Annotated in this window: 20 protein-coding genes; 7 read left to right on the forward strand and 13 right to left on the reverse strand. The window is 66.5% G+C overall.

What is annotated here, in order from left to right:
• The first annotated feature begins 160 nt into the window (after positions 1–160).
• Genes ENSA7_RS38805 through ENSA7_RS38815 form a run of 3 tightly spaced genes read left to right on the forward strand, consistent with a single transcriptional unit; the run spans position 161 to position 4,782 of the window.
• Complete coding sequence (locus ENSA7_RS38805) at positions 161–739, forward strand: thioredoxin family protein (protein ID WP_181234538.1); 579 nt, start codon at positions 161–163, stop codon at positions 737–739.
• A complete protein-coding gene (locus ENSA7_RS38810) occupies positions 723–2,675 on the forward strand; it encodes a SpoIVB peptidase S55 domain-containing protein (RefSeq protein WP_106094476.1) in 1,953 nt (650 codons plus the stop codon). Before ENSA7_RS38805 ends, ENSA7_RS38810 begins: the two co-directional genes overlap by 17 nt.
• Before the next feature lie 7 nt (positions 2,676–2,682).
• A complete protein-coding gene (locus ENSA7_RS38815) occupies positions 2,683–4,782 on the forward strand; it encodes a hypothetical protein (RefSeq protein WP_146158647.1) in 2,100 nt (699 codons plus the stop codon).
• A 115-nt stretch (positions 4,783–4,897) separates the two neighbouring features.
• On the opposite strand, the gene ENSA7_RS38820 is transcribed toward ENSA7_RS38815, so the two are convergent.
• The 5 genes from ENSA7_RS38820 to ENSA7_RS38840 are packed head-to-tail and all read right to left on the reverse strand — an operon-like array spanning position 4,898 to position 14,280.
• Positions 4,898–6,082: a 5-methylcytosine restriction system specificity protein McrC gene (locus ENSA7_RS38820; RefSeq protein WP_106094478.1), complete on the reverse strand. Its 1,185-nt coding sequence runs from the start codon at positions 6,080–6,082 to the stop codon at positions 4,898–4,900.
• Positions 6,082–7,803, reverse strand: a complete 1,722-nt coding sequence (locus ENSA7_RS38825) for a winged helix-turn-helix domain-containing protein (RefSeq protein WP_106094479.1) — start codon at positions 7,801–7,803, stop codon at positions 6,082–6,084. The genes ENSA7_RS38820 and ENSA7_RS38825 overlap by 1 nt, the downstream gene beginning before the upstream one ends.
• Entirely contained in the window at positions 7,800–10,748 is a 2,949-nt protein-coding gene (locus tag ENSA7_RS38830) for an SNF2-related protein (protein WP_106094480.1), read from the reverse strand. The genes ENSA7_RS38825 and ENSA7_RS38830 overlap by 4 nt, the downstream gene beginning before the upstream one ends.
• A complete protein-coding gene (locus ENSA7_RS38835) occupies positions 10,745–12,901 on the reverse strand; it encodes a hypothetical protein (RefSeq protein ID WP_106094481.1) in 2,157 nt (718 codons plus the stop codon). The genes ENSA7_RS38830 and ENSA7_RS38835 overlap by 4 nt, the downstream gene beginning before the upstream one ends.
• Positions 12,898–14,280, reverse strand: coding sequence for a hypothetical protein (locus tag ENSA7_RS38840; RefSeq protein WP_181234539.1), 1,383 nt, complete (start codon positions 14,278–14,280; stop codon positions 12,898–12,900). The genes ENSA7_RS38835 and ENSA7_RS38840 overlap by 4 nt, the downstream gene beginning before the upstream one ends.
• Before the next feature lie 58 nt (positions 14,281–14,338).
• Between ENSA7_RS38840 and ENSA7_RS38845 the strand changes: the two genes are divergently transcribed.
• Positions 14,339–14,686 carry a hypothetical protein gene (locus tag ENSA7_RS38845; RefSeq protein WP_106094483.1) on the forward strand — a complete coding sequence of 116 codons (348 nt, stop codon included), beginning with the start codon at positions 14,339–14,341 and terminating at the stop codon, positions 14,684–14,686.
• Between the two features lie 17 nt (positions 14,687–14,703).
• Here ENSA7_RS38845 and ENSA7_RS38850 read toward each other — a convergent pair whose 3' ends face one another.
• Positions 14,704–15,081, reverse strand: coding sequence for a hypothetical protein (locus tag ENSA7_RS38850; protein WP_146158648.1), 378 nt, complete (start codon positions 15,079–15,081; stop codon positions 14,704–14,706).
• Between the two features lie 330 nt (positions 15,082–15,411).
• Here ENSA7_RS38850 and ENSA7_RS38855 point away from each other — a divergent pair, with 330 nt between their 5' ends.
• Entirely contained in the window at positions 15,412–15,714 is a 303-nt protein-coding gene (locus ENSA7_RS38855) for a hypothetical protein (protein WP_106094485.1), read from the forward strand.
• Positions 15,715–15,801: 87 nt separating this feature from the next.
• On the opposite strand, the gene ENSA7_RS45960 is transcribed toward ENSA7_RS38855, so the two are convergent.
• The 4 genes from ENSA7_RS45960 to ENSA7_RS38870 all read right to left on the reverse strand — a co-directional run bounded on the left by ENSA7_RS45960 (position 15,802) and on the right by ENSA7_RS38870 (position 18,845).
• Positions 15,802–15,930 carry a hypothetical protein gene (locus ENSA7_RS45960; protein ID WP_280524068.1) on the reverse strand — a complete coding sequence of 43 codons (129 nt, stop codon included), beginning with the start codon at positions 15,928–15,930 and terminating at the stop codon, positions 15,802–15,804.
• 448 nt (positions 15,931–16,378) lie between these two features.
• The gene (locus ENSA7_RS38860) at positions 16,379–16,741 is read right to left on the reverse strand and encodes a hypothetical protein (RefSeq protein ID WP_146158649.1); all 363 of its coding nucleotides are present in this window, start codon (positions 16,739–16,741) and stop codon (positions 16,379–16,381) included.
• A 114-nt stretch (positions 16,742–16,855) separates the two neighbouring features.
• Complete coding sequence (locus tag ENSA7_RS38865; protein ID WP_146158650.1) at positions 16,856–17,839, reverse strand: hypothetical protein; 984 nt, start codon at positions 17,837–17,839, stop codon at positions 16,856–16,858.
• A gap of 97 nt (positions 17,840–17,936) precedes the next feature.
• Positions 17,937–18,845: a hypothetical protein gene (locus ENSA7_RS38870; RefSeq protein WP_181234540.1), complete on the reverse strand. Its 909-nt coding sequence runs from the start codon at positions 18,843–18,845 to the stop codon at positions 17,937–17,939.
• Positions 18,846–19,065: 220 nt separating this feature from the next.
• Between ENSA7_RS38870 and ENSA7_RS38875 the strand changes: the two genes are divergently transcribed.
• On the forward strand, positions 19,066–19,752 hold the full coding sequence (locus ENSA7_RS38875) for a ribonuclease HI (RefSeq protein ID WP_181234541.1): 687 nt from the start codon (positions 19,066–19,068) through the stop codon (positions 19,750–19,752).
• A 54-nt stretch (positions 19,753–19,806) separates the two neighbouring features.
• Positions 19,807–20,907, forward strand: a complete 1,101-nt coding sequence (ychF, locus tag ENSA7_RS38880; RefSeq protein WP_106094490.1) for a redox-regulated ATPase YchF — start codon at positions 19,807–19,809, stop codon at positions 20,905–20,907.
• Between the two features lie 34 nt (positions 20,908–20,941).
• Here ychF and ENSA7_RS38885 read toward each other — a convergent pair whose 3' ends face one another.
• Genes ENSA7_RS38885 through ENSA7_RS38895 form a run of 3 tightly spaced genes read right to left on the reverse strand, consistent with a single transcriptional unit; the run spans position 20,942 to position 22,554 of the window.
• Positions 20,942–21,127, reverse strand: a complete 186-nt coding sequence (locus ENSA7_RS38885; protein WP_106094491.1) for a hypothetical protein — start codon at positions 21,125–21,127, stop codon at positions 20,942–20,944.
• A gap of 10 nt (positions 21,128–21,137) precedes the next feature.
• On the reverse strand, positions 21,138–21,992 hold the full coding sequence (locus ENSA7_RS38890; protein WP_106094492.1) for a deaminase: 855 nt from the start codon (positions 21,990–21,992) through the stop codon (positions 21,138–21,140).
• 1 nt (position 21,993) lies between these two features.
• Complete coding sequence (locus tag ENSA7_RS38895; protein WP_146158652.1) at positions 21,994–22,554, reverse strand: hypothetical protein; 561 nt, start codon at positions 22,552–22,554, stop codon at positions 21,994–21,996.
• Positions 22,555–22,575 lie beyond the last annotated feature (21 nt).

The following is a 22,575-nucleotide window of genomic DNA, read 5'->3' on the forward strand; positions in this document are numbered from 1 at the left end:
GGACGCCGGCAAACAAGGTTCCGAGCCCCCTCATAGGGGGCCACACATACCCATGCGCACAGCTAGCCCCGAGGAGCGAAGCGACCAGACGCGCCAGCGGCTGCAGTCGGCGAAGTGCCAAGCTCTCTGTGGGGGTCTAAAAATGCTACGCTCCCGCACCTTGCGAACCCGGACACAGCCGCCACGCAGGCCCCTGTTCGCGGTGGCCATGAGCTTGCTGACCGTGGTGCCCTTGCTCGTCGGCGGCTGCATCGAGCCGCCCGAGCGCGAGGCCGACGCCGACAGCACCCACGCCAAGGCCGACGCGCCGACCAGCGCCAAGCGACAGGCCACGATCCCCGCCGACGGCTGGAACGACAACATCGCCTGGCGTGGATTCGAAGAGGGCCTCAAAGAAGCCAAGAGCTCGGGCATGCCGGTCATGATGGTCGTCCACACCGACTGGTGCGGGAACTGCCAGAAGCTCAAGCGCACCTTCAACGCCGACGCCAAGCTCGAGCAGCTGTCCGAGCGCTTCGTCATGGTTCACGTCAACCAAGACGACAACCCCGAGGCCACGCTGTATGGGCCAGACGGCCAGTACATCCCCCGGGTGATGTTCCTCGACGCCAACGGCAACGTCGATCAGGGCCTGCAAAACCCCAACCGGCCGAGCAGGTTCCGCTACTTCTACACGCCGCAGGAAGACCTTGTCGCGACCATGCGACGGGCCCTGGACCAGCATGGCAACAAGTCCTGATCGCACCTCGAATCTCCGCCGCCTGCTGCGGCCCGTGCTCGCGCCAGTCGCGGCCTTGGCAACCCTCTACGGGGGCTTTTGGCTGGCTGGCGACGCGATCGCGGGTGACGGCTCGGGCACCGAGAGCGCCCGGCCCGGCAAGCGCAGCAAAGACGCGAACATCATCCCGATCGACGACATCAAGCCCGGCATGAAGGGCTACGCGCTGACGGTGTTCGAGGGCGAGGTCCCCGACAAGTTCGAGATCGAGGTCGTCGACGTGGTCCGCGACTACGTCACCGGGCAAGACGCCGTCCTGTTTCGCTCGCCGGATCCACGCCTGGTTCACACCGGGATCGTCGGCGGCATGTCCGGCAGCCCGATCTACATTCAAGACAAGCTCGCGGGCGCGCTCGCCTACGGCTACCGGTTCGGCAAGGACCCGCTCGGCGGCATGACCCCGATCGAGAACATGCTCGAGGTCGCGGATCTACCCTATCGGCCCGAGGTGTTCCCCAAGACCGCGCGCGCGAGCGGCCGGACCGGGACCGCGGCGTGGGCCGATCAAATGCTCGCGCTCGGGACCGATCAGCTGCCCGCGCGCCAGGTCCCCGAGCAGATCCCGGGGCCCAACGGCATGCCCTCGGGCGGTCTTGCGCCGATCGGCGCGCCGATGTCGGTCGCCGGGCTCAGCCCGCACGCTGCGCAATTCTTGGCCGACGCGACCGGCCTGGTCCCGGTGCTCGGCGGCGGCTCCATGCGCTCGGCGCCGTCTTCGGGACAAGAAGCCAGCGCCGGTACCCGCCACAAGTGGACCCCGGGCGACTCGGTCTCGGTCGTGCTGATCGCCGGGGACAACGGCGCCGCGCCCAACGGCACGGTCACGTGGGTCGGCGGCGCCCAGCAAGAAAAATTACTCGCGTTCGGCCACCCCATGTACGGCGAGGGGCCGTCCAAGTACCCGATCGCCAACGGCCACGTGCACACGATCCTCGCCAGCGTCGAGCGCTCGGTCAAGCTGTCGAGCCCGCGCGACATCCAGGGCACCATGATCCAGGATCGCCAGCCGGCGATCTCGCTGCGGACGGACATCCACACCCCGATGATCCCGGTCACGACCAGCGTGACCGGCCCCGATCCCGAGTTCAAGACCCGCAGCTACCACAGCGCCGTCGCCGACTCCGAGGTGCTCACGCCGCCGCTGGTCACCACCTTGATGCTCGACGCGATCGAGGAGGCCGGCAGCGACGCGGTCGAGGTCGTGCTCGAGACCCGGCACGAGATCCTGCTCGAGACCTCGCAGGGTCCGCGCACGCTCGTGCTCGACGAAGAGACCTACTACCCGCGCGGGATCGTGCGCGGGCTCGCGGCCCGCAGCCGCGCGCTGCTGATCATGATGGCCGCGCTCGACAACCCGTTCGAGCTCGCCAGCATCAAGTCGGTCAAGCAGAGCGCGGTCGTGCACTACGGCGCCGAGGTCGAGACCATCGATCGGATCCGCATCACCAATGAGGTGGTCCGCGCGGGCGACCTGCTCGAGATCCTCGTCGACCTCAAGCCCCCGCGCGGGCCCACGCGAACCCAGACCGTCAGCGTGCGGATCCCCGCCGACGCCGGCGGGGAGCGGGTCGTGCTCGAGCTCGGCGGCGGCGAGTGGATCACGCCCTACGCCCCGCTGCCCGGCAACCTCGACGACCTGCTCGACAACCTGGCCGCGAGCTACCCGGCGCGCAGCATCATCGGCACGATCTATCGCCCCGGCGAGGGCCTCGCGACCGAGCATGGCCTGGTTCAAGAGCTGCCCGAGAGCGTGCTGCAGACCCTCAGCCCGGGTGGCAGCAACCGCAAGGCTGTCCACTTCAAGCAGGCCGCGCGGCGGGTGATCCGAACCAACTCGATCATCCGGGGCGAGGCCAGCCTGGAGATCGACGTGCGGCCCGCCAAGGCGATCGACTGAGCTCCCGATGACCAAATCCAAGTGGTTCCCTCGTAGTTTGTTGTGCGCCTCGCTGATCCTCGCTGCTGGCTCAGCACAGGCCGGCGGCACCAAGACCCACAAGCTCGACGAGTTCGACGAGTTCGACGACGGTGAGGTCGTCGGCGCCGCGATCGAGACCAGCGGCCGGGTCACCCGGGGCTACGCCAGCGAGCGCGCCGATCTCGAGCTCAGCTCCGCGTTCACCTGCGTGACCGACGGCAAGCAAGCCTGGGTCGGGACCGCAGACAACGCCACGATCCAGCAGGTTGACCTGCGCGGCGGGACCCCGGCCGTCAAGCAGCTCGTCGAGCTCGAGGGCGTGGTCGTCAGCGCGATCGCCCGGCTGCCCAGCCAGGATCTCGTCGTCGCCGTGCTCCCTGGTTCCAAGCTGCTGCGGGTCGACAAGAACGGCGAGGTCAGCGACTTCGCCGAGCTCAAGGACGTCGAGCAGATCTGGGCGATCGTCCCCCACAAGGGCAAGCTGCTGGTTGCGACCGGTCCCAAGGGCGAGCTGTGGTCGGTCGGCACCGACGGCAAGGACCCGAAGGTCGTGCTCGACGTGCCCGAGAAAGACATCTTGTCGGTGCTCGCCGTCGGCGACGAGATCCTAGTTGGGACCTCGCCCAAGTCGCGGCTGTACAAGCTGGACGCCGCGCTCGAGGGCGTGCTGCTCCACGAGTTCAAGGGCGATGAGATCCGCGCGCTCGCGCTGTCCGGCTCCACGGTGATCGCCGCCGTCAACAAGTTCGAGGATCGCAGCGTGTCGAGCCGCGTGGCCCTGACCAAGCAGCTCAACCGCTCGAGCCTGACCGGCGAGAAGCCCGAGGACAACAACACCGCCCGGTCCCGCGCCGACGCCGACGCCGAGCTGTGGGCCGTGGACCTGGGCAGCAAGCGCGACGTGCTGCGTGCCCAGGACGCGGCGTGGGACAAGTGGTTCGCCAAGGGCTCGCAGTACTTCATTGATCTGATCGCGCTCGACGACAGCGGCACCGTGCTCGCGGCCAGCTCCGAGGGCGGCAGGATCTATCGGGCCCGCGGGCGCCGAGACGTCTCGATCGTCGCGGATCTCGAGGAGCGCCAGGCGACCAGCATGTGCCGGACCGACAGCGGCGACATCCTCGCAACCGCCAGCGACGGCGCGGCCGTGTACCTGCTCTCGCCCAAGGCCGCCAACGCCAAGACCAAGCCGCGCTGGGTGTCCGAGGTGCTCGACGCCGATCACCCCGCCCGCTACGGCAGCTTCGCGCTCGAGGGCAAGGGCAAGCTCGAGCTGCGCGTGCGCTCGGGGCCGACCGAGGAGGTCGATGATCGCTGGAGCGCCTGGAAGCCCGTCAAGCTGGCCAGCGAGAACGGTGAGCTGCGTGGGTCCACGGATCTGCCGCAGCGTCGCTACCTGCAGGTCGAGGTCGCGCTTGGGGACGACAGCGCCGAGCTCAGCTCGATCACTGCCTTTTACGCGCCCGAGAACCTCGCGCCGCTGGTGGAGGAGATCGACGTCAAGATGCCGAGCGTGAGCAGCAGCAGCGACGAAGAGCCCGATCCCACGATCACGATCGAGTGGGACGCCGAGGCCCGCGATGATGACGACCTGCTGTACGAGGTTGCGATCCGGCGCACCGGGACCGGGGATGACGCCTGGGTCAGGCTCAACAAGGACGGGCCGCTCACCAAGAAGGAGATCAAGCTCGACCTCGATACCCTGGCTGACGGGATCTATGAGGTCCAGGTGATCGCCAGCGACGAGCCCAGCAACGGCGCTGGCGCGGCGGCGCGGGACTCGTTGATCTCCGAGCCGTTCGTGATCGACCGACGTCGGCCGACGCTGGAGAACGTGCGCGCCAACGCGGGGCGGATCACCGGGGTCGCCAAGGACCAGGGGAGCTACGTGCGCGACGTGGCGTTCTCGATCGACGGTGGGGCGTTTCGGTCGGCCTCGGCGAGCGATGGGCTGTATGACTCGAGCACTGAGCAGTTCGAGCTGGTCCTGCCGAGCGAGCTTGGGCCCGGGCTGCACCGCGTGGTCGTGCGCGCGCGAGACGTGCGGGGCAACCTCACGACCGTGGCGCTCGAAGTCGGCGGCTGAGCGCTCGAACCTGGCCGCGCCCTCGCTGACGCCGCTGGGGTTCGTGCCGCCTGCGGAGTACGACACTAGCTTGGCCTCGTGACGTCCGCCCGTGGTGTTCACCACGGCCATGAGATCATCGTTCGGTGGTCGCCTGTACACGTGCCACCAGTCGCTCGCCCGCCTCCTCCCAGCCCTGAAGGGTGTCCGAATCGGTCGCTAGCTCGACCAAGTGGACCGTGATCCGCGAGCCGTCGACGTTGCGGTATCGGAACGGCCGGAGGTCGCTCAGCATCCCCTTGGGGAACACCAGCACGGCCTGTCGCGCGCCGGTCATCCAGCAGTAGGTCAGCGTCTGTTGGAGGTTCGCCGACGCGGGGGTGGTCTTGTACTTGGCGTCGACGATCACGGGGCGGTCACCGTCGCAGCGCTCGAGCAATACGTCGATCTCCATGCTGCCCCCGTGGACCGAGGCGTCCACCGGGCCGCGTCGGTACGGGAGCTGAACCTTCGCGCGCGCGCCGGGCAATGACCGGGTGAGCGCGCGGGCGACCGAGCGCTCGAACAAGTTGGCGAGGTTGATCAGAAACGAGAGCCCGCGGACGCCCGTGCCCTCTGTCAGGCCGTGGGCGTGAGCCAGCAACAGGGCCAGGGCGACGCTCGGCTCGAACGGACGCTCGAGTCGGGTCAAGGGCAGCTTGCCGCTGACCAGCGCAGGTTCGACGCGGGGCTGGACCTCGGCGAACAGCGCGGTCAGGGGACCGAGGGCCGGCCCTGCGGCGGCGCGCATGACGGACACTCGTTGGATCGACGCCAGCGCGGCCGCGAGCAGCCCGTTCAAAGGCGTGTTCGGGAGCCTCGAGAACACGATGCAGGGGACTTGGGCCAGGTTCGCGCCCATCCGAGACATCCGGGCGAAGTCGATACGACCGCGTACGACCGACGAGACCTGCTCTTGCCGGCGATAGTGGCGGAGCAGCCCCGTCGCCTGGATCGCGCGACTCAGCTCGTCGCAGAACACCCGCGCGAGCGCGGCCGCGACGTCGCCCTGTTCACCGCCGTGGTCGCTGCGACTCACGTGCCGCAGAGCCGACAGCTCCGGGTAGGCATAGGCGGCCCAAGTTAGCAGACACGCGAGCGGAGCCTTGCGCGAGCGTATGCACAGGGTCGATCCATCCGGCATGCGCAGCGAGCCTGCGACCCGCACGATTCGCATGCCATCGGCGCTGACCCCAAAGTTCCCACCCAGCAGTCGCCCGAGGTGACTGGCATGCTCTGGCGACGCAGCGAAGGGCTCGTTCTCGTAGACGACCCGAACCATCAAGGCTCCGCCACCTGGCCCTCCTCGAGCTCGTCATCCTCGTCTTGGAGGGTCTGGCGGTCGGAGAGCTCGCGCGAGACGATCGCCCGCCAGATTCCGTCGGCCTCGGCCAAGGCCTGCTCGTCACCGAAGAAGTACTCCTCGAGCAGCGGCCGGATGTCCATCGCCCATAGCTGCCCGAACGGGTCGCCGTCCTCGACCAGCGCTGGGGACAGGAAGTAGCTGTGGCCGATCTGATGGTCCCGGTCGAGACGCTTGGCGATCCACTGGTTGAACGCATCGAGGATGCCCGGACCCACTTCGGCGATCAGCCCGGGCACACGGGCCGCCCCAACGACCTCTGGGTTGGGGTCGACGCGGACGAACCCGAACCGACGACGCAGTGCGTAGTCGACCAACGCCACGCTGCGATCGACCGAGTTCATCGTGCCGATCACCACGAGGTTGGGCGGAACGACCAGCTTGCCCCCGAGCGCGAGGGTCACGGACTCACCACGGTACTCGAGCGCGTAGAGCAGCTCGCCAAAGATCCGCGCTGGGTCACCACGGTTGATCTCGTCGATCACCAGCACGTAAAAATTGTCGGGGTCCTCGCCCGCCGCCTCGGCGATCTGCACGAACGGCCCCTTGGTCTGCTCGTAGCGCAGCGTGGTCTGCTTGATGTCTGGACGCAGGCCCTGGATGAAGTCCTCGTAGGCGTAGCTGGGGTGGAACTGGACCAGGCGAAACCGTCCGTCCTCGTCGGCCGCGTCCTCGCCTGTGAGCGCGCGAGCGACCTGCTTGGCGACGTGGGTCTTGCCGGTGCCGGGTGGGCCGTAGAAGATCAGGTTGCGGGGCGGGGCGAGGTCCGGGGACGCGCCGAGCTGAGGGGCGAGACGGAGGGTCAGGGCGTCGTGGATGGGCTTGCCGAGCTTGGGCCGGAGGCGTTGCCAGGTGTCGAGCACCCGATGGGCGGGGGCATTGGCGGTCGGTGGCGGCCACACGGGGGCGCCTCCACTCCCGTCGGCCCGCACCTTGGCGCTGGCGGGCGCAAACCCGTTGGGATCCCAGCCGTCGCGCTCTTGCTCGAGGTGCAGGCGCCCGGCAGGAGTGATCTTCCACTGGCCGGTCTGGGGGTTCTCGGCGAGCCCTCGCTTCCCGAGGTTCGAGAGCGCCCAGGCGGCTCGGAACTCGAACACCCGGACACCGCCAGGCATGAGACGAAGGTCGCCCGGTCGGAGTCGGTCGCCGAGGTGTCGCTCGACGCGCTCGAGGATCTCCCCGCGATCGGTGAGGTTGAGGGCCAGCGCTTCGAGTATGGGGACCTCATAGGCTTTGAATGCCGTGACCTCGACGGTGTCGGTCTGGACCTTGCGCGCGATTGGCTCGGTGGCCTCGGGGATGGCGAGGTCGACGGAGAGTGGATCGCTCTCGTGAGCACGGGCGTGGGCACGGCCGAGCTCGGTGAGCTCCCACCAGCCGTACTCGCCGACGATGAGGCCTGCGTGCTTGAGGTCGTGTCGAGCCCAACCGAATCGGTTCTTTGACTCGAGGTAGTCGAGCTGCCCCTCGGTGAGCTCTCCCGCCAAGAGCTCTCGGATCCTGATCACGACCCTCTGCTTGCGAGCACGGCCGCCGAGCTGGCTCAGCGCACGTGTGACCGGGACGAAGAATGGGCGGTGGGAGCTCGAGGTCGCAGCCAAGCTCGCTTCGGCCGCTTCGAGGGTGGGGTCGTTGGTCATGATGCGGCCGTCAACGTACGAGGCCCGGGCCCGAGATCAATCGCGAGCGACTCCGCCAACCGCGACGGCAGCTCCGGAGGCTCGACATCGTGAAGTTCGTACTCGTTGAACTGAGGTTGGGCGCCGAGCAAGAACTCGAGCCACTTCTCGCGTAGCTTCACCGTGCGGAACATGCGTTCGTCGATGGTCCCCCTGATCACCGGGTAGAGTACATCGAGCTTCGCGTCCGGCGTCTCGCTACGGACGCGAACGAGCTTGGATCCGAGTCGGTCGATCCGGCCGATTCGTTGCTCAATCTGCGCCGGGTTCCAGACGAGGTCATGGTGGACCACGCGACGACAATGTCGATGGAGGTCGAGGCCCTCTTGCATGACTTCGTTCGCGACCAGGACCATTGGAAACAGCGGGGTGTTGAAGGCCTCGCGCAGGCGATCGCGCCCCTCGGGGCTCTTGGTGTGTCGGACAAAGCTGCCCGACCGGATCGGTCCCTCGAGGATCATCGCCTGCTGCCGATCGTCCCGATCGATGAAGTACTCGAGGAAGCTCCGCACGAGCTCGAGCCAATGCCGGCCTTCGGGCAGCGTCCAATACTGATCGAGGAACGCCAAGCTCGGGGCGGAGTGGACAGGGTCGACGGAGAGACCATGGTCAATGGCCGCGTGGAGGAACTCCGGCACGAACGGGACCTGTCGATAGGTGAGGTACCGGCTCAGCTGCTCGACGACGCGGACCCGCAGCTTCAGCGCCAGCCGATCCAAGAGCCCGGTCACCGACTCCCAGAGATTTCCGTGCTCTCCGATCACCAGGCGGGCAATCGATTCACTGACGGTCCAAGTGGGGCGCTGATCGCCTACCGAGTCATTCTCAAATTCGTCTTTCTCGAGATCGAGCCCGAGGGTCAGGAAGTCGGCGCGCAAGATGGCGTGGATCGCTTCCGGGTTTGCGGCCGCTGCGACCGGCCGACCGGCGTGTTCCCACAAGCGAACCGCAGCCTGCTCGACACATCGCTTGGCGACCTGGTAGCTGATGTCGCTCGCAGCGGAGCTTGCGACGGTCACCGACCGCAGGAGCCGATTCGCCTCCTCCGCGATCGGCCCAACGTTGACCAGGGCCCAGCCGGAGATCGGTACGACGGTGCGAAGGTATCGCTCGCGCAGCGCCAGGTATAGCGAATCCTGAGCTCGGTGAAACCGTTGCTGAAGTCGGGTGTGCTTGCCACGGACTCGGCTGGGGTCTTCGCCTTCACCCTTGCGGTCAAAGATCTCGTCGGCGGTCGCGCCGGGATAGACCCGCTGCCAGCGAGCGAGCATCCGCTGATCCCAAGCGGCTCGAATCTCGCGTCGCAGCTGCTCGAGGGTGGCGACACGCGAGCAGAAGATGAGGGTCTTCTCTCCGCCTTCGGCAGCCGTCAACGCGTCAGCGATCCCGAATTCGAGCTTGGGGTGGCTCTCTGCGCTGGCGTCGATGTGACCAAGCACGCTTTTGAGCAGCTCGCGGTAGACCTCGGCCTGCGGCGGCAGGGGGGTGCCTTCAGTCGTCATGATCGCGCCACCCGACGCGGCCGCATAGGAGGACACCATGTTGATCTCGACGGCGGCCTTGTGCGTGGGGCGGTGACGTCGAAACATCTCGGCGGTCAGGCGCTCGTAGATCAGGAAGGGCAAGACCGAGTCACCCTTGGCGTCGAGGGTCTTGGGCTGGTGGTCCCGGTACTGGCGCTTGTCCTCGCGCAGACTGCGGATCATCCACTTGCGAAACCCGGGTTCGATGACGTCGTTCTTCAGTCGTCGGAGGTTCTTCACCTGCGCCAGCACGATCTGAAGGCTCTCATCCTCGGGTGCGTAGCGCTCCGGGTCAGCGTCGTAGTCGCGCGAGAACTCGGCCGCGACGAATGGTTCGAGGTTGGTCCAGGTGGTTTGAAACGCGTCGTAGGCGTGTTGGTACTCGCGGACTTTGGACAACAGGGCGTCGATCTCGTCGAGCAGGCCCCTCGGTGCTGACTTGGCCAAGCTAAACAGGCCGAAGACCTCGCGGAGCTCGCCGATGTCGAGCTGGAAGGGCGTCGCGGTCAGGAACACGGCCTTGTGAAAGCCGTTGTGGAAGATGGTTCTCATGCCCTGAGAGCGCAAAGAGCCCGAGTTCTTTAGCTTGTGGGCCTCGTCGACGATCAGCAGGTCGATGGCGGGGAGTAGGCGGCCGGCGAGGATGAAGCGCGCTCGATACAGGGCGTTGCGGACGGCGTAGGGTCGTTCGAAGCCAGCCAGACCTTCGGCTTCATAGATGTCATCGAGTCCAGCCCAGCCTTTGCTGCCTTCACCCTCACCCTTCTTCCCTCGATGGAATGCCGACCGCAAGTGTCGCTCGAGATCTCCGAGACCGAAATGTCCGAGGAAGCGCTCGTGCGTGACGTCGACGCGCTCGTGCTTCCCCTCCCTGAACCTGGCCATGATCGCGTTCGCGGTCCTGCCGTGGAGACCCTTCCAGTGAAAGAACAAAGACAGCAGGTAGGTCTGTGCGCCTCCGCCCTTGCCCCCCTGGAACATGGTCACCGGAGAGACGACGATCGGGTGTTCACGAACCAGACGGATGAACCCCGAGAGGCTGGTCGCCGACTGCACCTCCCCCCCGAAGTCGTACATCTGCTTGAAGCGCGCAAATTCTTCGACCCACTTCGTGTTGAGGTCGGGCCCGGGCGTGACGACGACGATCCGCGCCTTGGGCTTGCGATGTCGGACGGCCGCGGCGAGGCCGAGCGCCTCGAAGGTCTTCCCCATCCCGACCTCGTCAGCCAAGATGACGCCCGGGCGATCTTCGAGCGTATGCAGGGCGCGAAGGACAGTGTCCTCCTGCCGACGCACATCCCGAGACGGGATCCCGTCCTGCGCTCGCCGAGCGCCCAGCTGCAAGAAACACCGAAGCCAATCTAGGGTCGCCGTGTCAGTCATGATTGCACTCCGTAGAACGAGCGAACCTGCGCGAGCCAGGCCCGAGGCGGCGAGTCCGATACCAGCGTGTCGAGGTCGGACTGAAGCTGCTCGACAAAGCCGTCGAGGTAGCCCCTCTTCTTGTCGCTGGCGTCGTCGTCGGGCAAGTGAACGGTCGAGAGCTCCCGCAGCAGCTCGGCCCCGTAGAACCAGATCGTGTCGCGCGAGAACGCCTCCGTGGCGGCCGCCTCGAGCATGCGCTTCCAGACCGCGCGCAGCCCCAACGAGCCGTCGATACCGAGCCGAAAGGCGGCAACCGAGGTCTCGGGATGAGCGAGTTCGGCCGCCACGCTCCACCACGCCTTGAACACGTCGGTGGGACCGAAGCCGAGCCCAAACAACTCGTCGAGCGGGGCGTCGGAGTCCGAGCCAGCCACGAGACGCTGTTGCGTCAGATGCTCGAGGCGTTCGCGTCCCAAGCGTCGGCCCAACAGCAGCAAGAGCTCGTAGAGGCCCAACAATCCTTCGCCGGGACCAACCGGGAGCGCGACGAGGTCGCTGACCAAGATCGGGATCGCGCATGCGAAGTCGCCGACGATCAGCGTGAGCTCGGCGCTGGATCGGTGGAGGTCGAACTCGTTGATGACCGTGGCCTGCGTGGGGGCCCCGACCCCGCTGGCGACGATGGCGTCGCGGTAGGTGAGTGACCACGCAGGCAGCACGACCGCTTGGGTCCACTCGACGACCAGCGTTCGAGCGGCGGCGTCATACACCGCGTCGAGCACCGCCAGCGCGTAGTTGGGGCCCAGGTCGGGGAACTCGCGCTCGTGCACCGACACCGCGAGGTGTGGGCACGCGACGAGATCAGGGGCGATGTCGTCGAGCGCGAGCGACCCCTCGACCTTTTGCGCGAAGCACAGCTCGACGTTGCCAGTCTGCGCCGTGGTCAGCAACAACGCCTTGCGCGATGCGTTGGCCGAGCCCACGACGACCAGGGTCTCGCTGCGGCCCGCGGTCTCGTACGCGAGCACGAGCAGCTTGGCGTGGAGCGGGCGATAGACCAGCCGCCCATCGACCAACTGGGTCGTGGGGTGCAGCCACACCTGCATGGACTCGAAGGCGGCGCGGGCGGATTCGAGGGCCGCGGGCGGTGCGTAGGCGCGGGGCTGCTCCAACGGCCAGAGGGTCTGTTTGGCGAGCGCGGCCTCGATACCCTTCAATGGCCACGACTGACGTTCGGCGTGCGCATCGAGGCCGTGGAGTCGGGTCCGCGCGACCTTGGTCGGGACCAGGTAGGTCACGGCCTCGTTCCCAGCCTCGTCTTTGCCGAGCCACCCCCACAAGCGGCCGAGACCGTCGGCGATGCGTGTGGTGTGTGACTGGGGCCGGACCGCCGGGTTCTCCCAGAGCACGCCGACATCGAGGTGCGCGCTCGGACCGGCGAGCTGGTACAGACGGCCAAACACGGAGTCGAGCGACTCGGCGGCGGCTCGATCATCACGCTCGAAGAACGGCGCCATGATCCCGACTCGCTCGATGACGGCGTCTGCAGGCAACAGCGCGAGCGCCTGGTCGAGGATGCAGCTATCCAGGGTCGAGTCGAGGCACGCGACCGAGCTGTCCACGTCTCCCGTCCGCCCTGGCAGGCGGCGCTCGAACTCCTCCATGAACAAGTGAAGTTGCGTGCCTCGTCGCCGCGCAAACGCTGAAGCCCGCTCGATGCACCCGACCAGCTCGTGCAGCGTCTGCGCCTCCGACTGGATGTCGTAGCGAAGGTCGAGGGTGAGGAACAGCTCCGCGTTGCTCCCATAGCCAGCCGAGGTCAGGTTGCCCGATCCGACATGGACCCGAGCGAAGCCCTCGTAGAGCAAGATCGCCAGCTTCGAGTGAAAGACTCGGGCCGACACGTCGAGGAGGTCGTAGGCCAGGCGGCGTCCACCCTGGCGCACGCCGGCGTCCGCGATCACGGCGATCGGCGTGACTTGCAAGCTGGCGAGCGCCTCGTCGTGGTAGCGCGTCGGCTGCTCGACGGGGTCTGAGCTGAGCCGGAGGACCGCGCGCAGGACGTGGTTTTCGAAGAACGACGGGTCGAACGCGTAGGTGAGAAACAGGGCCCCGAAGCACATCTCCTCGGCAGCGAGACGGTCGAGCACCTTGCCGACGGCGACCTTCACGAGAGCCTCCCGAGATCGTGGAGCAGCCGCTGGACGACACCAAGCTTGAACTCCGGAAACTGGGCCCTCGTGCGATAGCCCGTGTAGTTGGTGGCCTGCAAGATGAGCTTGTCGTCCTGCCGACGGATCCACGACCCTCCACCGCGCCGAGACTGCTGCACGGCCCGGTGAAACGCGAGCAGTCGATCGAGGGCCGTCGAGCTATCGGCAACCGAGAGCTCCACGACGAGCTGCATCATGGGAGGCCCGTGGAACACGAGTCGGCGAAAGCGGGCCGAAGCCGGGGCATCGAGGACCTCGCGACACGCAGCACGCAGCTCGTCCATTTGTGCGGCTGGAAACGCGGCGCTGGCCGTGGCCGCGAAGTCGGCGACCCAGTTGTGGTCGTTGATGAACGCATAGGCGCTGGCGAAGCGATCGAGCACGAGCTGAGCGAAGCGGCCAAACGCGATCGCGGTCTGGACCAAGTCTCGCAACGGGGGATCGAGCGGGCCCCAACGGCCCTCCAACATCCCTTCGAGCAGCTCGGCGGACGCGTCCACGCCGTCCCGTCGAGCGGCGATCAGCTGGTGGGCGAGCGACAAGGTCGTGCCGTCGCGGGCGTTGAGGAACAAGGCTTGCCATAGCCGATCCTGCTGAGCCTTTCGGCCGCGCTCGGTCAGCGACGACAAGCGCGACATCTTCCCGACCTTGGCGAGCGAGATTCTTCCGTGCTTGCGCTCGATCGTGAGCCGCTTGGGGTCGAGGGCTCGGAGCGCGTACTCCTGGTACTGGCCCACGGCCTGATTTTGGTCGGGTTCGTCCCAGAACGCGTCGATGATCGTCCTGGCTGCCAGCGATGGTCGCAGCGTGCCAGGGACCACGAGCTTGTATGTCCGCAGCGACGACAGGTAGGCACCAAGGCTCCCCAGCTCGCTCTGACGAGAGATCAGGCTATAGTCGAGCCGCAACGGCCTGGCTCCGTCGAACCACGCTCGCGTGGCCCCACGTATGCCTCGCATCCCGTCCGCGTGACCTCGCCCCAGCGACCGACCATGAGACTCGAGCGTGGCCAGTGCCCAGAACCGTTCCCAGCGCTCGAACAGCTTGGTGCGCGAGACGTCGTCGCTCGGGATGTCATACCGCTGACAAGCGAGCTCGGCGAGATGCAGCCCGTAAATGACGACGGCGTAGTTCTGTGCCCGGCTCGTACGGGTCGTGAACCCTTCGAACAGCCACAGGCCGACCTGTTGTCCGAGGTAGTCGAACGCCAGCGGGTCCTCGGGCGTGAAGTCGGAGTCGAGGTCGAGGGGCGCCGACCAGTATAGCGTCTTGGGCAGAGTTTTTTGTGTCAGCAACATGAGATCACGACGACGGGTCGGCACGATATCCAAACGCACCCGTTTTGTCTCCCATGGGTCTCGCTCCGCGCGGTAGGAAGACTGCTAGATTTCAGCCGTGGGAATTCGAACCAAGGGCCGAAGGCGGATCGAGGTCGAGGGTCAGGCCTACCATTGGGACTACCGCGCGAGCGGGCGCGGGCCGGGGCAGATCACGGCCGACGACATGTACTTCGCGCCGCGGCCAGCGGTGGTTCGCATCATCGCCGAAGACAAGAGCCTCCTCGCGACCTGGGACGGCGTCCACCTCCACGTCGGCGAGCTGCGCCGGGAGCTGCGGCCCCACCACATCGCCCCGGTCACGCCCAAGCTCGTGCGCCAGCTGATCCAAGAGGCCCTGCGCCTACGCGGCTCGGACCGAGATCCACGGATCACCCCAGCGCGGTGGTGGCTGGACTTCGAGTAGCACCCATACGATTGCAATCAAATCTGCGCGAGCACGTGGACGTCGCGGCCGACCTGGCGCACGCAATCCACCAAATCCTCGAGCTCTTTGAGCTGCGCGCGGGTCATGGTGAAGGCGCCGATCGGATCGACAGAAACGAAGATCGTCAGCCAGCTCCCGGTCCAGCGAAACGTCGCGTTCGCGCGCTCGACCCGGGCGTCGGCGGCGTTGGAGTCGAGCAGGGTCCGGCGCCAGAGCCAGAGCTGGCGGCGTCGTAGGTGTCTGGATCCCCCTGCCCCGAGCGTCGTCGCGTCGATGAAGCGATCCTCGGAGCACCGGCACGCGGTCGAAGCATTTTTCACGGGGTCGGGCACCGCGGGGGATGGTTCGGCTCCACCAGCGTCGAAGATCGGCACGGTGCTGGCAATGCCGCCCCACCAGCATGGCCAACATCAACGATCTCTTCCACGGCCTCGAGCGCCGAGCAGTTCGAGCTGGTGCTGCCGAGCGCGCTCGGGCCCGGGCTGCACCGCGTGGTCGCGCGCGCGCGGGACGTGCGGGGCAACCTCACGACCGTGGCGCTCGAAGTCGGCGGCTGAGCCCACGCCGCCCTCACGCCACGGGGCGTGAGTGTCAGCGCCGCTCAGAAGTTCGGCCGGCGGGCCGGCTGACAACCCACGCATCCAACACATGCACGCGCCCAAACATCGTGGCACTCTGGGGGCCACACCCCGGGGCGCGGTTTCATGACGGCACAAGCAGAGATCGAAGGCATCCTCAGCACACTCGACGAGGCATACGATGAGCTGCGTGCGGCGAGGACACGGCTCGCCGAGCTGCTGCCGATGTCTGCGACCAAGCCGGGCGACAGCGGCCAAGCGCGAGTCGAATTCGTGGCCGGGCTTCAGCCCGACACCGAGGAAGTGAGCGGCGAAGAGCTGATCCGCAAGATCAACGCGGAGGCGTGGGAGCGGGCCCAACGGGCGCTCGTCAACGCAGCCGAGAAGGTCGAGCTCGCCCACAAGCACCTGCGCCGCGAGCTGGCGTGACAGGCTCGCGTCGAGCTGAACGACTCGGCCCCTGGTTCTGCGGTTGTTCGGCTCATCCGTGAGCCAGACCCATGCTCGCTCGGCTGGTCAGGCCAAGAAGCTCAGCGCCTCGGCCCGAAGCCGGGCGCGCGGTGACTTGCCGCGAACGCGGGCCTTGGGTGGCTCGGCAAATCCGATGAGGTCGAGGCGGCGAACAATCTTAGTGATAAAGCGCATGGTCTTGCCTTTCTTGGCGGTTTAGCGGCTGGCGCCTCCCTCACGGCTTGTGGGTGGAGGTGATGCCTGACGTGCTTCTGTTTTACAGATACTGAATCTGGAGGTCAACCTATTTGATGGAAAATTTTCATGTCACTGGATTTTTGAGGTTAGGCGCTCGGCCCCCTCAGATCGAGCTCCATTGGACCATTAGCTGGTTGAAATCGGCGTTCAACGTGATTCCAAGGCCGTACTATACGCATTATTTAGTAGTTTTACATACGAAATATGCTGATAATGAGGGCAGAATCGAGCGGCCCGACCAACAGCCAACCTGGAATTTCTAGCTGGGATTTCCAGCCCCACTGGAATTCTGGATTTTTGGTAGGCCCGCTCTCACCTACGGCAAAGGCCGGCCCCTCGACCGCCGAACGATCGAAGCACCGGCCTTTGGGGTGGCGAGGAGTTGCTAAGCGGACTTCGCGGCCTTGGCGGCCTTGCGAGCGCGTCGCTCTTGCGACTCCACGCGGTCGAGCAGCCACCCAAGCGTGCGCTTGCTGGTCAGCGCCTGCACGTAGTCCTTGTCGGCGGTCTTGTTCTCGGCCGCGGCGACCTTCTGGACCAGGCCCTCGCGCCCACCGTGGGCGGCGACCTTGTCGGACAGCGCCTTGAGGTGCAGCAACTTGGCGTTGGAGACCAGCGTCAGGCGCTCGGCCAGCTCGTCCTTGGACTCGTCCTCGAGCGGCTCGAGCACGTCGGACAGCTGCTTGGCGAGCTCCTTCTTGGAGCCGTACTTCTCGTTGAGGATCTGGAGGGGTGTTTGCTTGGCCATGGTTCTCTTCCCGTTGGGCACCGCCAACAGCAGCTGGCGGGAGGAGGGGGCCGGCATTGAAACTCAGGAACCGGGGCGCGTCCAGGCGCTGGGCGTGACTTTTGGGGCGGGCGCTCAGGGTGCTGGCGTCGCGTGGGCCGCGGCCGCGAGCGCGGCGAAGTCACCAGCCTGAAGCTCGAGGCCGACCCGCACGCGGTCGCCGACGTTGCCCACGTTCACGCGCCCGAGCACGCCCGCGAGCGCGGCGGGGAGCTCCGCGGCGGCGTCCTTGCTCAGCAGGCCGTGAAGCCCCGCCGCGGCGGTCTGAGCTGCGGCGTCGGTCTCGAAGCCAGCCGTGAGCTCGACCCGCGCGCGCTCGCCGAGCTCGACGGCGCCGGTCAAGTTGATGGCCGCGGCGGCCTCGGGCACGCCCACGAAATTGAAGAGCATCGCAACTTGCGGCGGGAGATCGGCGGCGAGCCACGCAGCGGCGTGGGTGTCGACGGTGGTCAGCAGCTCGCGCTTGGCGTGCTTGGCCGCCGGCTTGGCTTCGCCCTCTCCGTCGATAAGCTCGCCGACCTGCCCCTGCCACCCGGCCGTGGCGAGCACGAGCAGGTTCGCGTTGACCAAGAACACCCGACCGTCGGGGAAGTCGATGATCTTCTTGCTGTCGTCGACGCTGATCTCCGCGCTGGGTGCAGCCCCGACCAGCCGCTGCGCCGCCTCGATCATGCAGAGCGCCCGCGCGTCCTCGCCGAACCCCGAGCCGGTCAGCGCGACCACGAATTCGTCGGCGTGCGTGCCGATCACCACGCTCTCGAAGCTGCGTAGCTCGAGGCCGCAGCCGTCGAGCGCCTGCTTGGCCTGCTGAAACTGGGGCTCGGCGGCCAGCTCGGCGGCGAACTGGCTGGCGAGCTGCGAGCTTGCGAACACGGTGGGGGTGAGCCCCGCGATGACGCTGGCCTCGTTGGGGATCAGCTCGATCGGCTGCGGGAAGGCCTCGCGTGCTGGCTGTGCCGGGGCGACCGCGACGGCGTCCGACTCGGCCTCGCGCCCGCAGCCCGAGCCAACAGCCACCGCCAGACCCAGCGCGAGCCTCACATACAGTCGCCTGGGCATGGTGGACGGTCGTTGGCCGGACATTTGTCGGGACGCTAGCACGCAAAAAGGGACCGTCACCGGTCCCTTTTTGAGCGCGAGCCAGTGGCTCGAGAGACTAGAGCGGCATCTTGTCTTTGCCGGCCTTGATGTCGTCCATGCTGGCCGAGACGCCAACCTTGACGTCGGGGCCGGACGCCTCGATCTTCACGCTCTCGACCACGCCCGCGAGCTCCGGGGGAGCCTGGCCCTTGAGGCCGTCGAACATCTCCTGGATCTTGTCGGCGGTCGCCTTGGCCTTGGCCTCGTCGCCGAAGCCGGCGATGAAGTCGAGCGCGACGCCCTTGCTCAGATCCACGCTGCCCGCGACGGTCTTGACGGCGGTCGCCTCGGGAGCGGCCATCGCGGCCATGCCAGCGAGTTCGGCGGGGACGTCGGCGATGAACCACACGGCGGCCTTGGCGTCGACCTTGCCGTAGAGGTCCTTCTTGCCGTTCTCGATCGCGGGGGTGCCCTTGCCGTCGATCAGCTCGCCGACCTTGTCCTCCCACGCGGTCGTGGACAGGGCCATCATGTTCTTGTTGACCAGGTAGGCCCGGCCGTCAGTGAACTGGATGACCTTCTTGCCGTCCTCTTTGCTGACCTCGGCGGCCTCTTCCTCGCCGCTCATCTTCTGGATGTTCTTGATGACGCACGAGGCGTTGTCGTCCTCGCCGATCCCGTCACCGACGATGACCGCGACGAAGTCCTCGGTCTGGCTGGCACCGATCACGACCGCGTCGAACTCGGTGGGCTTGAGCCCGCAGTCCTCGAAGGCCTTCATGGCCTCCTTGAAGTCATCTTCCTTCTCGAACTCCGAGGAGAACTCCTTGTAGAGGTCCGAGCCGGTGATGGTCTTGGGGTTCAACCCAACGATGAATTCAGCCTCGTCGGGGATGAGCTTGACTGCGTCGGCGCTCGCTCCCCCCTTGCAGGCGGGAAGAACCAACAGGGAGACAGCCAGCGACGTCGTCCAGATACGCTTCATGGTCGTCGGCTTATACGCGGGCGCAACTCTCGCGGTCAAGCCGGTGTGCACCCGCTCGCGCACGAAAGATTCTCACTCGGCTGATCGGCGGCTCGCGCGGCTCGCCGAACAGAGCACCGCTCGCTTCTCTAGGCCGTTCTGCGGCGGCGCGAAGTTAGCGCGGACGGTTTGGAGACGCGATGTGCAGGATCGAGCCTGCCCGGCTACCATCCCCGCGCTCATGCCCTGGAAGGCCTTCGAATATCGCGGTGAGTCAGTCTGGGTTCGGGTGCTGGAGACCGGCAAGCCGATCGTGCGGCGCGGGCTCGTGGAGTTTCGCTACAAGCAGGGGGCGATCAAGTCGTACCGCACCCAGCGGGAGAACTTCGAGGAGGCCGGCGAGGGCACGGGCGAGATCCTCTCGGATGAGGCGTTCGGCGGACAGGCCACCACCCCTTCGACCAAGCTCCGCGAACAGCCGGCGGTCGCCGCCGACGAGCAGACGATCGTGATCCACACCGACGGCGCGTGCTCCGGCAACCCCGGCCCGGCGGGGATCGGCGTGCACATCGTGCGGCCCGACAAGATCAGCGAGATCAGCGAGTACATCGGCGAGGCGACCAACAACGTCGCCGAGCTGCGCGCGATCCTCCGCGCGATCGAGGAGCTCCACGAGGACGAGCGCGAGCGGACGATCCACCTCTATACCGACAGCGGCTGGTCGCTCGGGGTGCTGATCGGCGGCTGGAAGGCCAAGAAGAACGTCCCGCTGATCGACAAGATCAAGGCCAGGCTGCCCGAGTTCCCCAAGCTCGAGCTGCTCAAGGTGCGCGGCCACGCCGGGCAAGACGGCAACGAAGAGGCGGACGCGCTCGCCACCAAGGCGGTCAGGATCGAAGACTCGACCGTCCGCGAACGCCCGCGGTAGAGCTACCGCTACCGCTGTAAAAAGGTTCGCGCCCGTGCTACCTCCGGCCCCACCATGGCGCTCTCTGTAGGCATCGTCGGCCTCCCCAACGTCGGCAAGTCCACGCTGTTCAACGCGCTGTCCGACGCGGGCGCGGAGGCAGCCAACTATGCGTTCTGCACGATCGAGCCCAACCACGGGATCGTGCTGGTCCCCGATCCTCGCCTCGACGCGCTGATCCGGGTGATCACGCCGAAGAGCACCGTCCCGACCACTGTCGAGTTCGTCGACATCGCGGGTCTGGTCGCGGGCGCGAGCAAGGGTGAAGGGCTGGGCAACCAGTTCCTGGCCCACATCCGCAGCGTCGACGCGATCGCCCACGTGGTCCGCTGCTTCGAAGACGACAACATTCAGCACGTCGCCAACAAGGTCAATCCGATCGACGACGTCGAGACGATCGACACCGAGCTGATCTTGCGGGATCTGCAGTCGCTCGAGCGCCGGCTCGAGCGGGCTCGCAAGCAGAGCAAGAGCGGCGACAAGCAAGAGAAGCTGGCGTTCGAGCTGTGCCCGCGGGTGATCGCCGAGCTCAACGAAGGCAAGGCCGCGCGCGAGCTCGAGCTCACCCCCGACGAGGCGGCCGTGCTCGCCGAGCTGGATCTACTCACCGCCAAGCCGGTCTTCTATGTGGCCAACGTCGGCGAGGATCAGCTCGCGGCCGGGCTCGACGATCCGCTCGTGAAGCGTCTGGTCGATCACGTCACGCCGAGCGGCGCCGAGGTCGTGGTCATCTCGGCCAACAACGAGGCGGAGATCGCCGCGCTCGAGCCGGACGAGCGCAAGGAGTTCCTGGCCGAGATCGGGTTGGAGGAGCCGGGGCTCAACAAGCTGATCCGCACCGCCTACTCGCTGCTGGACCTGATCACCTACTTCACCGCCGGCGAGAAAGAGTGCCGCGCGTGGACGATCAAGCGCGGGACCAAGGCGCCCCAGGCCGCGGGGGTGATTCACACCGACTTCGAGCGGGGGTTCATTCGCGCCGAGGTCGTGGACTGGGAGACGCTGGTCGAGCTCAAGTCCGACGCGGCGGTCAAGGCCGTTGGGAAGATGCGGGTCGAGGGCAAAGAGTATGTGGTCCGCGACGGCGACGTGATGCACTTCCGCTTCAACGTGTAGCCAGATGAGCGCGTGGGGCCCAGCGGCCCTGCCATCACCCGCGGGTTCGCTCGGCCTGCGCTGCGTCGCGGTCGTCTTCTCGTCGCGTGCCTGCAGGTGCGACCTTGAAGATGTTCTGTGTCGAGATCGACGCGCGCAGCCACGCTGGCAACGCCTTGACCTGTTCGGCGTTACGATCGAGCGTCTCTCGAAGGAGTTCGCGTGGAGTCTTCTCTGGCATTGGGTAACCCTTACTGCAGGACCTGGTCGAGGGTATCGCAGAGCAGTTGCTCCGCCAACAGGTGAGGATTTCCGAGCGCACGCGCACGTGGGCTCGCCCCCCCGGGGATCCACTCCACCGCGTATCCCCGGCCATCCTTGCGTCGGCCAAAACTGAAGAAGTCGAGGTACCGCCGCGGGGCCACACCGGTGAATGCGCGGAAGGCGAGCTTGCGCTCGTCGCTTCCTCCCAGCGTGATGGCTTCTGGATAGAGATCAACCGCGAGACTCTTCGGGTATGGCTCGATGTACACGACCGCGGCGATCCCCGCGCCGATGATGTGTCGCGCGCAAACGTGGCAGGGGAAGGTCGTGCAGTAGAGCTGACGCTGGTCGACCTGGATCCCCCGGCGAGCCGCGTAGACGAGAGCGTTCATCTCCGCATGGACGACCCGACCGAACTCGATGAGGTTGCCGATCCGAGCATCGTTGAACAACTTCGTGCTCTGCGCCTGCTCAACGAGCGCCGCCGTGCCAAGTTGGGTCTTCTCTTCTGCAAGCCATCCTTCACCGTGAAGCACGTCAAATAGCTCTCGAAGGATCTCGCGACCAAAGATCGCATTTGGATCCGAGCCGCGCCTGAAGTCGCGTCCGTCCGAGACGTCGCCTTCCCAGTACACGCCACCGCGGGGTTTGGGGACTTCGTTGCACCCACAGGCTAAGACTTCACCTTCACCGTCAACAATCACGGCGCCGACCTGCCGCGACATGTCAGCGGAGCGCAACGCGACCGCCTGTGCCGAGAACATGGCGTACTCGTCCCGCGTCGGACTCATCTGTGGGTGGCCAAAGAGAAGCCGGATCAGGCGCTCGATCTGGTTGCGCAAATTAACACCGGCATCGAGGAAAAAGTCGGCGAGCGGAAACGCCTTGCGGACGCTCTGTCCAAAACCTGGAGTGCCCCGCCCTTCCTGGTCGGCTCAAGTGCCGCTCACGCTTCTCCTCCACTTCGTAGACCGCAATCACAACCAGAGAGGTCCCATAGACGTCTCGCAAGAGCTCAACCTCCTTCGGATGTTTTAGCGACCGGAACAAGAATGCGGTCGCGGGTTGGGCCTCATCGCCGCCTCGGATCCGTCGGATCTCGGCAACGGCCAGCGCTGCCAACGCCCCCGCATGACCAAACGTCTCGCGGACCTCGTCGCCAGCGTCCATGTAGGCCTCGATTCGTTCATCCTCCGTACCGCTGAAGTCGTGTAGGTGCTCGTGGCCTGGCAGCCCTGCGATCAGCCGGCTGAGTCGTATCGGCTCGCGGAGCTCGTAGTCCACGATTCCCAGCTCGGCGTCGAGCGCATCCGTGACCCTGTCGAGATCCGTCCCGGTGGGTCCAACCAACGCAAAGAACAGCTCCGGCTGGTCCAAGGGCGACGGCGGAGTGAATTTGGACATGTTCGTATCAGACAAGATCAC

This window comes from Enhygromyxa salina (genome assembly GCF_002994635.1).
GTDB lineage: Bacteria > Myxococcota_A > Polyangia > Nannocystales > Nannocystaceae > Plesiocystis > Plesiocystis salina_B.